Origin of the sequence: Mucilaginibacter sp. 3215 (assembly GCF_050433785.1) — a bacterium.
GTDB lineage: Bacteria > Bacteroidota > Bacteroidia > Sphingobacteriales > Sphingobacteriaceae > Mucilaginibacter.
This window is the reverse complement of record NZ_JBNPWO010000004.1, coordinates 282510-295390: the sequence shown is the minus strand read 5'-3', so window position 1 is coordinate 295390 and position 12881 is coordinate 282510. Positions and strand designations below refer to the sequence as shown.

At 43.6% G+C, this 12881-nt stretch carries 9 protein-coding genes; all 9 read right to left on the bottom strand.

The genetic code is table 11. The features are described from left to right. Positions 1–219: 219 nt before the first annotated feature. Positions 220–1656, bottom strand: coding sequence for a glycoside hydrolase family 125 protein (locus tag ABIC84_RS09930; RefSeq protein ID WP_429263485.1), 1437 nt, complete (start codon positions 1654–1656; stop codon positions 220–222). A 281-nt stretch (positions 1657–1937) separates the two neighbouring features. Beyond that, positions 1938–3182 (bottom strand): aminotransferase class I/II-fold pyridoxal phosphate-dependent enzyme, encoded by a 1245-nt coding sequence (locus ABIC84_RS09925; RefSeq protein WP_429263484.1) that lies wholly within the window; start codon positions 3180–3182, stop codon positions 1938–1940. Positions 3183–3609: 427 nt separating this feature from the next. Next, a complete protein-coding gene (ftsZ, locus tag ABIC84_RS09920; protein WP_429263483.1) occupies positions 3610–5226 on the bottom strand; it encodes a cell division protein FtsZ in 1617 nt (538 codons plus the stop codon). Positions 5227–5356: 130 nt separating this feature from the next. Next, entirely contained in the window at positions 5357–6700 is a 1344-nt protein-coding gene (ftsA, locus tag ABIC84_RS09915) for a cell division protein FtsA (protein ID WP_426584608.1), read from the bottom strand. A gap of 1 nt (position 6701) precedes the next feature. Beyond that, positions 6702–7565, bottom strand: coding sequence for a cell division protein FtsQ/DivIB (locus ABIC84_RS09910; RefSeq protein ID WP_429263482.1), 864 nt, complete (start codon positions 7563–7565; stop codon positions 6702–6704). Beyond that, on the bottom strand, positions 7558–8916 hold the full coding sequence (gene murC / locus ABIC84_RS09905) for a UDP-N-acetylmuramate--L-alanine ligase (RefSeq protein ID WP_426584604.1): 1359 nt from the start codon (positions 8914–8916) through the stop codon (positions 7558–7560). Before murC ends, ABIC84_RS09910 begins: the two co-directional genes overlap by 8 nt. Before the next feature lie 54 nt (positions 8917–8970). After that, the gene (murG, locus tag ABIC84_RS09900; RefSeq protein ID WP_429263481.1) at positions 8971–10074 is read right to left on the bottom strand and encodes an undecaprenyldiphospho-muramoylpentapeptide beta-N-acetylglucosaminyltransferase; all 1104 of its coding nucleotides are present in this window, start codon (positions 10072–10074) and stop codon (positions 8971–8973) included. A gap of 70 nt (positions 10075–10144) precedes the next feature. Beyond that, on the bottom strand, positions 10145–11329 hold the full coding sequence (locus ABIC84_RS09895; protein WP_429263480.1) for an FtsW/RodA/SpoVE family cell cycle protein: 1185 nt from the start codon (positions 11327–11329) through the stop codon (positions 10145–10147). A 92-nt stretch (positions 11330–11421) separates the two neighbouring features. Further along, positions 11422–12816, bottom strand: coding sequence for a UDP-N-acetylmuramoyl-L-alanine--D-glutamate ligase (gene murD, locus ABIC84_RS09890; protein ID WP_429263479.1), 1395 nt, complete (start codon positions 12814–12816; stop codon positions 11422–11424). Between the last annotated feature and the right edge of the window lie 65 nt (positions 12817–12881).

Below are 12881 nucleotides of genomic sequence, written 5' to 3'. Positions count from 1 at the left end.
GGCCTTAACAGTGGTTTTTTTCCACATTTTTGCCCATTTTGATTTATTAACCGTTGCTTATTTTTTATTAAAAAGTTTAAATCAAACCTATATTTAAAAATAAGATTCATTAATAATTAAAATACAAGCCATAATTCGGCATAAATAATATTGGCAGCAAACCATACAACTTAAACGTAGTATTTTAAATACTATTAAGTATTAACATATTCAGCTGGTTTAAAAAGTCTGTTGTAGTATGTCAGGGTAGTGTTCGTGCACTTTTAGTATCAATTCGCCAAATAAAGTGTTAGCCCAGGCAAACCATTTGCGGGTAAAGTCCTTTGCATCGTCTTTATTAAAGGATTCGTGCATGAAACCGGTGTCTGCATGTGTGCTTTTCAGCCATTTAATACACTGTACAATCTCTGCTTTATCGGTTGATGTAATACCGCGCATAATGATTGCCATTGGCCAAATATAACCTATACCCACGTGCGGGCCTCCAATGCCTTCGGCAGCGGTGCCTTTAAAGTAGTAAGGATTACTATCGCTCAGTACAAATTTACGGGTACTTTGGTACAACGGATCATCAACTTTTACCGAATCAAGATAAGGCAGGGCCAACAGACTTGGAACGTTCGAATCATCCATGAAAAGTTGATTTCCATAACCATCAACCTCAAACGGGATAACCTGACCAAATTGCGGGTGATGGCCAACAGCATATTGTTTAAGTGCCGCCTGAACCTCTGTTGCTAAAGCCTTACAAGCATCAGCGGTAGCATTATCATGACCGATGGTACTGTACATTTCGGCCATTTGGTTTAAGCTTGCTACCGCGAAGTAGTTTGAGGGGATCAGAAATGGATAAATGGTAGCATCATCCGAAGGACGGAAAATAGAGCAAATCAAACCAACTGGTTTAACGGGATTACCGTAGCCTCTGTTTGGTGCGGTATCGCTTTGTGTCTCGGTTTTACGCTGGAAAAAGTACGGGCCTTTACCATCCTTACGTTGCTGTTCTTTAAACGTAGCCAGTATGATCTTACCTGCTTTTTGCCAGTTGTCATCAAAAAAGCTGCTATCGCCACTTATTTTCCAGTAATTATAAGCCAGCCTTACAGGGTAACAAAGCGAATCGATTTCCCATTTGCGCTCGTGCAATTCGGGTTTCATAGTGGTGCGGTCGCTGTCCCACTCGCTACCAGTTGGACCTTCGTTAAAGGCATTGGCATATGGATCAATGATCACGCACTTAGCCTGACGGCTTAGCACGCCCTGAATTAATTTTTTAAGTGCCGGATCATTTTTAATGAGCGGCAGATACGGCCAAACCTGCGCCGATGAATCGCGCATCCACATCGCGTTGATATCACCGGTGATTACAAATGTATCGGGCTTACCGTCCTTTTCAGAGTAGTTTACCGTAGTATCTAAAGTGTTTGGATAGCAGTTTTCAAACAGCCAGGCTACTTCGGGGTCTTTAATATCGGCCTTAACCTTTTTAATAATAGCTTCCACAGCCTTGCTGGTAAATTTACGGTCGGCCAGCTTTGGGCGCTGGGTCTCGAAGGCAGGAGCCAAAGTTGAAGCAAATACAGGGGTTACACCCAAACCGATACCGGCAGCTGCAACGCTGTTAATTTTTATAAAATGTCGTCTGGTTAATTTCATGGTTTTGATATGGTAGCCGTAAAAATAGAAAAGGTTTTAGTTAAACAAAAAAGCTTGCTAAAATAATTTAGGAACGTTTTATCAAGGATTTTTAAGAGGTGGTGATCTTCAACGTAGAGACGCATCACATACGTCTGCCAGAAGGGCAAAAGCCCTTCGCAATTTATTCACCATAGCGGCATTTCAAACGGGAGACGCATGTGATGCGCCTCTACAACAGATGCAAAAAAAACAAAAAAGCCCCGGATCTCTCCGAGGCTTCTAAGTATTATCAAATGCGTTTAAGCAATTTCCAGTTTATTCTCTTTGTAATAACCGGCCTTTAATTTTTCACTGATAGCGCTGTAAGCATCAAGGGTACGTTGTACATCCTCCAAACTATGAGCCGCTGTTGGGATCAGCCTTAGTACAATTAATCCTTTAGGGATAACCGGGTACACTACTATCGAACAAAAGATGCCATAGTTTTCGCGCAGGTCGCGGGTTAGGGCGGTGGCTTCAAAAAGATCGCCTTTTAGAAATACCGGGGTAACCATAGTATTTGATACGCCAAGGTCAAAACCACGTTCCCGTAAACCTTGCTGCAAAGCATTTGCAATCTGCCACAATTTTTCACGAAGCTCCGGCTGACTTTTCAGCATTTCAAAGCGCTTTTTTAAACCTAATACCATTGGCATAGGCAATGCTTTGGCGAAAGTTTGCGAACGCATATTGTAACGCAGATAATGGATAATATCCTGATCGGCAGCTACAAAAGCACCAATACCAGCCATTGATTTGGCGAAGGTAGCAAAGTACACATCCACTTCATCCATACAATCCTGCTCTTCATGCGTACCGGCACCGGTTTTACCCATGGTACCAAAACCATGCGCATCATCAACCAATAAACGAAAGTTGAATTTCTTTTTAAGATCGGCAACTGCTTTAAGTTTGCCTTGCGCGCCCGACATACCAAAAACACCTTCGGTAATTAACAGAATCCCGCCGCCGGTTTGTTCGGTTAGGCGAGTTGCACGTTCCAGCTGTTTTTCGCAGCTTTCAATATCGTTGTGCTGATAAACAAAGCGTTTACCCATATGTAAACGTACGCCATCAATGATACAGGCGTGCGATTCGGCATCGTAAACAATAACGTCATTCCTGTCAACCAGTGCATCAATTATAGATACCATTCCCTGGTAACCGTAATTTAGCAAAAAGGCCGATTGCTTGCCAACAAAAGCAGCGAGGTTGTTCTCCAGCTCTTCGTGATGAATTGAGTTTCCCGACATCATCCTTGCACCCATAGGGTAAGCCATACCGTAATCGGCAGCGGCTTGCGCATCAGCCTGCCTTACTTCGGGATGATTAGCCAAGCCAAGGTAATTGTTAAGACTCCAAACTAAATGCTCTTTTCCCTTAAACTCCATGTGCGGGCCTATCTCACCTTCCAGCTTAGGAAAAGAAAAATAACCATGCGACCACTTTTGATGCTGACCTATCGGCCCACCTAAGCTTTTTGTTATTTTATCAAATAAATCCAAAATGAATTGTTTTTATAAATTTAAATGCAAATATAGCCGTTAAAACACCTTTAAACAATAGCTATAACTTTTTAGAATAGGTTATAACTTGGAGGAAAGAAGCAAGAATCAAGAGAAGAGATATTCTTTCCCTAAATATAAAACTGCTGTCATTTCGACGAACAGAGTGATGGCCTGTGTGATCGGGTGAGGAGAAATCTTGTACGCTCTGCAATTACTACATACAACGCACTATCGCATAGCGTACAAGATTTCTCTTTCGCCCCAACGTCCTCTGCCCCGCCCTGCTCTATCGAAATGACATTTTTTTACTATAATAACAAAAAGGGAGATCAACGCTCAGATATAATTCTTTTGTTGATCTCCCATTCAATTATTGTGGTTTTTATTTCTCTTGATTCTTGACTCTAAAGTCTTGCATCTCTTCTTAATCCGCGTTTCCGTGCAAATACGAGTTGTTATTCCTGATCTCCACGTTACCTTCGCTATCCTGCATCAGGGAAAAACGGGAGATCTGGCTTTCGTCAGATGCAGGGGTATCCTGCAACGCTATCTCTTTACGTTTGTAGGCAGGGACATTTTCCAGTTCCTGGATATTGCCGGTACGCAGTTTCATACTCAGATCTTTCAACCTCATAATCCGCTCGCGCGATTTTTTCAACTGCTCTTCAATTGATTCATTGGTTTTGTTATCGTCAGCACCAACTGGCTGTGGTGCAGGAATTGGCGCTGGCTCCGGTTCAGGCTCGGGCATACGCGGCTGTTCCCTTACAGGCTGCTCGTAACTAACCGGCTCACTCATTTTAAAAGTGAACCCGGCAGTATCCGCCTCATTATCAGCTTCAGGCTCTTCCTCGTGCATCAGGCTATGCCTTACAACAGCAGGTTCTTCCTGGCGACTGCCGGCAAACATATCAAACAACCCGGCTTGTTTAGCATCTTCTTTAGGAGCTTTAGCATAAGGCTCGGCAGGAGCATCAACCTTAACTGGTTTTATAAACTCGTTAACCGGTCTTGCCTGCTGTGGCTCTTCGGGAACAAGCATGGAAACTATCTTCTTGTTGCTGTTTTCCTTTTCGCGCTCGTCCTTGGTTTGGAAACCTGTAGCAATAATAGTTACTGATAATTGCTCGCCCAGGTTTTCGTCGATACAGTTACCCCAAATCAGGTCGGCAGCTAAGCCGGCTTCTTCCTGGATATAATCAGTAATTACACTGATCTCATCCATGGTAACCTCTTTAAGGCCCGAGCTGATGTTCAGCAATATATACCTTGCACCTTCAATCTCATTGTCTTTCAGCAATGGCGATGCCAATGCACCTTCAACAGCTTTAAGGGCACGGTTTTCACCATCGGCGCTAAAGCTGCCCATGATAGATACACCGCTATCCTTCATTACCGTGCGCACATCTTTAAAGTCGACGTTGATATAGCCCGGTAAGGTGATGATCTCGGCAATACCTTTGGCAGCCGTGGTCAATATATTATCGGCCTGGGCAAACGCCGAGCTCATTGTCAGGTTACCGAAGATCTGACGAAGCCTGTCGTTCGAGATCACCAGGAACGAATCGACATATTTACGCAGTTCTTCCAAACCAGCATCGGCCTGCATTTTACGGCGTTTCCCTTCAAAAGAGAAAGGTGTGGTTATGATACCCACCGTCAATATATCCATTTCGCGCGCTGCCTTGGCAATGATAGGGCTTGCGCCTGTACCCGTGCCACCGCCCATACCCGCTGTAATGAACAGCATTTTGGTATTAACGCCCAACATCTGTTTAATATCGTCGATATTTTCAATAGCCGAATTTTTGCCTACTTCGGGTATTGAGCCTGCACCCATGCCCTCGGTTAAACTGGCACCCAATTGCACCTTGTTAGGTATAGGGCTCAGCTCCAATGCCTGGGCATCAGTGTTGCATATTATAAAATCAACACCGGTAATTCCTTGCCTGTACATATGGTTTACCGCGTTACCACCACCACCGCCAACACCAATTACCTTGATGATTGACGATTTTTCTTTTAACATTTCAAAATGCATAATCTTCGTTTTCAGCTATATGTAATTCAACCCAACATTAGATTTTACCATCGTAATAATAACACTTTTTCAACAAGGTTTATCCACAATTGTGAGCAATGTGAATAAGTTTAACCCTTGTGAATAAATATTACTTCAGAAAGTCCTCATCCTTAATGTCATCCTTAATAAATGTTATACTCTTTTTCAGCAGCCTGTCTAACAAACCACCTTCTTTACTTTTTGTATCAAATTTTGGCTTAGCTGTTTTTACCTCGGTCGGGATCGCTTCATTCATGTATTCCATTTTCTGGATACCTTTAATCAGCAAACCAATACCAGTAGCAAAAGTTGGGCTTTGCAACTCTTCGTATGTTCCTTTTGGTAACACTTCGTTTTTGGCCAGGTGCTCAGTAGGGTAACCTACACGGCAATCCAAACCTGTAACAAATTCAACCAACTGGCGCAAGTGTTTCAGCTGCGCGCCGCCGCCCGTTATTACGATCCCTGCTATCAACTTTTTCTCGTAGCCTGATGATTTTATCTCGTAATAAACATGCTCTACTATTTCTTCCATACGAGCCTGGATCACGTAAGCCAGGTTTTTTACCGAAATTTCTTTCGGCTCACGGCCGCGTAAACCCGGAACACATACTATCTCGTTTTCCTTGTTCTCGTCGGCCAGGGCAGATCCAAACCTTACCTTCAGTTGCTCGGCAATGTTGCGCATTACCGAACAGCCTTCGCGAATATCCTCGGTTACGCTGTTACCGCCGAACGGAATAACTGCCGTATGCCTGATGATACCTTCGTGAAAAATAGCTACGTCGGTAGTACCGCCACCAATATCAACCAAAACCACGCCAGCCTCTTTTTCCTCTTCGCTTAATACAGATTCTGAAGACGCCAGCGGCTCTAGGATCAGTTCCTGGCTTTCCAGGCTGGCCTTGTTAACACATTTTACAATATTTTTGATAGCAGTTACCTGACCAGATATGATATGGAAGTTAGCTTCAAGCCTAACGCCTGCCATACCAATTGGATCTTTGATTCCTGGCTCATTATCCACAGTAAACTCCTGCGGCAACACATGGATGATCTCCTCGCCTGGAGGCATCACCAGGTTATACATATCTTCTATCAGCTTATCAATATCCTTACGACCGATTTCTGATTGCAAGTCACGACGGGTTATCAAACCGCGGTGCTGCAAGCTCTTGATATGCTGACCTGCAATGCCCACGTTTACTACCCTGATTTCCACATTTGATTGTGAGCCCGCCACTTCCACCGCCTGGTGAATGCCCTGTACTGTTTTATCTATATTTGATACCACGCCGCGCGTTACACCGGCAGATTCGGCTTTGCCAATCCCTAAAACCTCAATCTTCCCGTTCTTGCTCCTGCGCCCAACAATGGCACAGATCTTAGTAGTTCCGATATCCAATCCTACTACAATTGGCGAACTTTTTTCCTGAGTTGAGCTTTTGTCCATATTACAATTTAATTTGAGATGAGTCCCTTTTCGTTTTAAGCGAATCCTGCTTGGCAACTTTAGCTGCTTTTGCCGAATCAGCTTTTATATTTTCATTTTTTATACCGATAACCTGGTTGGTATATTTTACATTGATCATTTTATAGGTATCCCAGCCTACTTTTGGCAGCACCTGCTTATAGAAAGCCTGCAGGTTATTCAGCTTTACATTAAGCGAATCTGCGTTACCGATCAGGATCCTTTGGTTGCCCACTCTCGGAATCAGTTCTATCTCGCGCTCACTGTTCACATACATCTGTGCTATTTGCGCATCCCAAAGCGAATCCTTGCGGATATAATCTGCAGTTTTAAACAGATCTTTAGCCAGGCGGGTATGCAAGGAATCAACCCGATTGGTAAACAGCTCTTCAATAAAACCATTAGCTACCAATACCCTTGCGGTAAAGTTTGATGACAGCGGAATCTTTAAACCATTTTGATCCACATAAAAATCCATATCGTAATGGTTCATGATACGCAATATTGGCTGGCGCTGGCTTACTTCAACCCTCAGCACACCGTCCATCTCTGTGTAAACTTTGGCAAACTCAATAAATGGGTTAGCTTTCAGCTTATCCTCTAACTCCTGGATATTAATGTGCTCGATAGGCCTGCCTACCAATGAGTGACTGGTAACTTCAATAATGTGATCAACTTCCTGCTTGTCAATAAAATATTGCCCACCAGGAATGCTCACATTTACCGCAGTACACTTAACACCCGCTTTTTTTGCTTCAATAAAACTCATGAGCACCACAAGGCCACCCAGGCTTATTACCCAGGCACAACCTATCAGCAGGCGCTTCCAAATGAGTTTTTTATTCATTGCTTAATACTTGTTTTAATGGCTCCACCAGCGTATCAATATCACCGGCGCCTACCGTTAATAATAGTTCGGGCTTTTCGGCAGCTACTGCCGCTACCGCGGCCGCTTTACTCAGTATTTTTTTATTTTGCAATTGCATACGGTTAAGCAGCATCTGCGAGTTAACTCCTTCTATCGGCAATTCACGGGCCGGATAAATTTCCAGCAATATCAGCTCGTCTACCATATCCAGCACTTCGGCAAAACCATCGGCAAAGTCGCGGGTACGTGTAAATAAATGCGGCTGAAAAATGGCCGTTAACTTTTTACTCGGATATAACCTTTTAATTGATGATATACAGGCCCTCAGTTCTTCGGGGTGATGCGCGTAATCATCAATGTAGATATGCTCCGGCGTTTTAACAATGTATTCAAACCTGCGTTTAACCCCTTTAAAGGATGCAAGTGCCTCTTTAATATCGGCCGGGGCAATATCCAGTTTCAATACCGCTTCAATAGCAGCAACAGCATTCTCCACGTTGTGGGTACCCGCTATGCCCATTTTTATATCAGTGATGTTTACCGCCGCACTGTTGTAATCAAAATAAAAATCACCATCAATTATCCTCACGTTTGAAGCATGCGCATCGGCAGTTTCGTCTTCAAATGCGTAGGTATAACCCCTGTCCAATGGCAAGCCTTTTTTGTGCACCAGTGTACCGCCCGGTTTTATCTGCGAAGCAAAAAGCTTAAACGACTCCGTCAGATGTTCATGATCGCCATAAATATCCAGGTGATCGGCATCCATTGATGTGATGATGGCCACGTCAGGATACAGGGTAAGGAACGAGCGGTCATACTCATCAGCCTCAACTACCATTACGTTGTTTTTACCATAGAGCACATTAGTTTGGTAGTTTGATGAAATACCACCCAAAAATGCAGAGCAATCATTACCCGATGCTTTAAGCAAATGCGCCACCATAGTTGATGTGGTGGTTTTGCCATGTGTGCCTGCCACAGCTATGGTATATGAACTTTTGCTGATCAAGCCTAAAACCTGCGAACGCTTAAACAGCTCAAAGCCCTGATTTTTAAAATAGTTTAATATATGCGAATCCTTTGGTACAGCAGGCGTGTAAATAATCAGCGTATCGCTGCAAGGTTTCTGGAAACTCATGGGAATATAATCCGCATGATCTTCAAAAACAACCTGGATCCCCTCGTTGTGCAATTGGTTAGTTAAATCAGTCGACGTTTTATCATATCCGCAAACAATACAACCCAAATGATGGAAATAGCGTGCCAGGCCGCTCATACCGATGCCGCCTATGCCTATGAGATAAACTCTTTTTATGTCGTGCAGTTCCATTTTTAATTTGTTTAAAAAAGGCCCTCCTCCCTTTGGAAGAGGAGGACCATCATTCTAATTGTTACTTATTATTTGGATAAGTTCCTTTGCTATAACTTCATCGGCATTTGGCATGGCCATTTTACCAATGTTATTGCTCAATTTCTTTTGCAGGTCGCGGTCTTCCAATAATTCAAGCGCCCTGTTAACCAGTTTTGCTTCGGCATCACGGTCGGCCACAAAAACAGCCGCGTTTTCATGCACCAGGGCCAAAGCGTTTTTAGTTTGATGATCTTCGGCCACATTGGGCGAAGGCACCAGGATCACCGGCTTTTTAATGGCACACAGCTCGGCAATGGTGCCGGCCCCGGCCCTTGATATAATAATATCAGCAGCGGCATAAGCCAAATCCATCCGGGTTAAAAACTCCCTGATCTGCAAATCGGGGTGATAATTTTCACCCAGCTTTTCGATGATGCTTTTATAATAAAACTTGCCGGTTTGCCATATCACCTGTACATCGGCAGCCAGCAGTTTATCAATACCGTTCATGATACTGTTGTTCAGCGTACGTGCCCCAAGACTACCGCCGGTTATCAGTATCGTTTTTTTAAAGGCCGAAAGATGGTACAATTCCAAAGCCTGCATGTGTTTGCCGGCAATGTTCACTGCATCCTTGCGGATAGGGTTGCCCGTTTTGATGATTTTAGCAGCAGGGAAAAATTTCTCCATCCCGTCGAAAGCAACACAGATCTTTTTGGCATGTTTACCCAACCATTTATTGGTAATACCGGCATACGAGTTTTGCTCCTGTATGAGGTACGGAATATCTTTTAACGATGCCGCGTACAACAACGGCCCCGAAGCATACCCGCCAACACCTACAGCGGCGTCAGGTTTAAAATCTTTAATTATCTTGATAGCCTTGCGCACACTATTGGCAAGTTTAACAGGGAACATCAGGTTTTTAATGATAGAGCCGCGCTGGATACCCTGGATATCCAATCCGATGATCTTATAACCTGCCGCCGGAACTTTTTCCATTTCCATACGCCCGTTGGCGCCTACAAACAGGATCTCGGTATTGGGATCAATATTTTTTAAAGCATTGGCAATAGAGATAGCCGGGAAGATATGCCCTCCTGTTCCGCCACCGCTTATAATTATCCTTTTCGACATGCTTTTTATATTTAACTTAATCCTATTCTTAACTTCGATTATAACCGATCTCCAATCACCACTTACCCATCTACGCCACACTAATCTCCCCTACAATGATTTTATTAGGCCCGCTGTTATCTGTTTCCTTCTCTTTCTTCGCTTTAGGTTCTTCTATATCCTTGCTTACTGAAAGTATAATGCCAAAAGCCACACTGGTAAACAATATTGATGTACCACCCATACTCACAAAAGGCAGCGGCACACCCGTCACCGGGCCTAACCCTACAGCTACCGCCATATTTGCAAATGCCTGTATGGCCAAACTGAAGCTTAAGCCGCAAGCCAGCAAAGCCCCAAATGCCTTTGGTGCCTTAGTTACTATTTTAATACACCTGTATAGCAAGAACAGGTAAATACCCACCAATGCTACCCCTCCTACCAAACCGTACTCTTCAATAATAATGGCATAGATCTCATCTGAAAACGCTTCGGGCAAATAATTTTTTTCGGTACTGTTGCCCGGGCCTTTACCAAATACTCCGCCCGATGCTATGGCTATTTTTGCGTGATTGGCCTGGAAAAGCTGATCTTTATCTGCAAGCTCCGGATGAAGAAACACTTTCACCCTCGATGCATGCGTTCCTTTCCTGCCGCCGAAGGTTAACATACCTGCAAGTAATACCGCGCCTGCCAGGCACACTACCGCAATTTGTTTGATACTGATACGGCCTATAATAAGCAATAGGATACTTACACCAAACAACATTAACCCCGTTGATAAGTTGGCCGGGCCAATAAGCGCAAATACCAAGCACACCGCTCCCATGATTGGTATAAACGATTGCTTAACATCCTTTATATTTTCCTGCTTGCGCGATAATGAACGCGCCAGGTAAGTAATAAGCGCAAGTTTGGCCAAATCCGAAGTTTGAAAACTTAAGCCTGTTCCGGGTATGGGGATCCACCTGCTTGCGCCGTTGATGTGCGCGCCAAAAAACAAAGTATATAATAACAAGGGCACTGTAATGATCATCAGCAATTTTGAGATTCCCGCATAATAGCGGTAATCGAGCTTGTGCGAAAAGTACATGATGGCAATACCTCCAATCATCATAAATACGTGCTTCATCAAAATGATCTCCGCCCCCTTACCCTGCTTAAATGCCAGCGTACCAACCGAACTATATACTGCCAACAAGGATATAACAGAAAGCAATATGACAATGAGCCATATCCAGCGATCTCCTTTTGTATTGTTTAATATCCTATGCATTTTTTTGTGATTTCACCGATTTATTTTGATTTCACCGATTTATTTCTGCCGGATCAATCTTCAAATTTTCAAATTGACACATCTTCAAATCTCTACAATTCCTTCACAGCGTCCTTAAACTGCCTGCCGCGGTCTTCGTAGTTTTTGAACAGATCGAAGCTGGCACAGGCCGGAGATAATAATACTGTATCACCTTTGGTTGCCAGATGGTAGGCCACCTGGGCCGCCTCCTGGGCCGATGCTGTATTTACAATAAGGTCAACATCATCTTCAAAAGCATCATGGATCCGTTTGTTATCCTTGCCTAAGCACACAATAGCTTTTACTTTTTGCCTAACCAGGTCATTAAGTATACTATAATCATTCCCTTTATCAACTCCGCCTAAAATCAACACTACATCGCTTGTCATACTTTCTAAAGCGTACCAGGTTGAGTTGACATTGGTAGCCTTTGAATCATTAATGAAGCGAATGCCGGAGATATTGGCAACAAACTCCAGCCGGTGCTCAATGCTTTTAAAGTTGCCCATGCTCTCTCTCATCGTTTCGTTGCGTAGCTCCAACACTTTTGCTACAATACCCGATGCCATGGAGTTGTAAATGTTGTGTTTGCCTTGCAGGGCCAGTTCTTGAATTGACATTGTAAAATGTTCTTGTTTTGTGTTTATGACAATATTGTCGTTTTCATCGAGGTATGCGCCCGGTTCAATTTTTTGCTGTATGGAAAATGGCAGCAATTGCGCCCCGAACGTTCGTTCCCTCATACCTTTAATGGTTTCAGGATCATCGGCGCAATAAATAAAATAATCGGCCGCCGTTTGGTTCTGCGCTATCCTGAATTTGGATGCCGCATAGTTTTCCAGTTTATAATCATACCTGTCTAAATGGTCAGGCGTAATATTTAATAATACAGCTATGTCAACTTTAAATTTGAACATATCGTCCAGCATAAAGCTGCTCAACTCCAGCACATACCAGTCAAACTTCTCGGTAGCTACCTGGTAGGCAAAGCTTTTACCTATGTTACCTGCCAAACCAATATCCATCCCGGCATTTTTTAAAATGTGGTAGGTTAAGCTGGTAGTTGTGGTTTTACCGTTTGAACCGGTTATACCGATGATCTTTGCATCAGTATACCTCCCGGCAAACTCAATCTCCGATATTACCGGAACCTTTTTTTCGTGCAGCTTTTTGATTATCGGCGCCTTTTCGGGAATGCCGGGGCTTTTGATCACTTCGACAGCATTTAAAATCAGTTCTTCCGTATGTTGTTTCTCTTCAAAAGGAATCTTCCAATCTTCGAGCTGTTTCTTATAATTATCGGCAATGCTTCCAAAATCCGACACAAAAACATCAAAGCCCTGCTGTTGCGCAAGGTAGGCAGCACCAACGCCGCTTTCACCAGCACCCAACACCACAAGGCGAGCCCCCCCCGCCCCCTGAAGGGGGTGCTTTTGATTAGCGTCTTTGTTATTGTTGTGGTTCATTTTTATTTTCTTTTGGGATTTCATCGATTATTCGATGATTTCACCGATTTTTTCTCTTCCTTGCC

Bases quoted from the DNA above. Each gene is read 5' to 3' on its own strand.
- ftsZ (WP_429263483.1), bottom strand. From the start codon at position 5,226: ATGCATTTTGAAATGTTAAAAGAAAAATCGTCAATCATCAAGGTAATT.
- ftsA (WP_426584608.1), bottom strand. From the start codon at position 6,700: ATGGACAAAAGCTCAACTCAGGAAAAAAGTTCGCCAATTGTAGTAGGA.
- murG (WP_429263481.1), bottom strand. From the start codon at position 10,074: ATGTCGAAAAGGATAATTATAAGCGGTGGCGGAACAGGAGGGCATATC.
- ABIC84_RS09895 (WP_429263480.1), bottom strand. From the start codon at position 11,329: ATGCATAGGATATTAAACAATACAAAAGGAGATCGCTGGATATGGCTC.
- murC (WP_426584604.1), bottom strand. From the start codon at position 8,916: ATGGAACTGCACGACATAAAAAGAGTTTATCTCATAGGCATAGGCGGC.
- ABIC84_RS09930 (WP_429263485.1), bottom strand. From the start codon at position 1,656: ATGAAATTAACCAGACGACATTTTATAAAAATTAACAGCGTTGCAGCT.
- murD (WP_429263479.1), bottom strand. From the start codon at position 12,816: ATGAACCACAACAATAACAAAGACGCTAATCAAAAGCACCCCCTTCAG.
- ABIC84_RS09910 (WP_429263482.1), bottom strand. From the start codon at position 7,565: ATGAATAAAAAACTCATTTGGAAGCGCCTGCTGATAGGTTGTGCCTGG.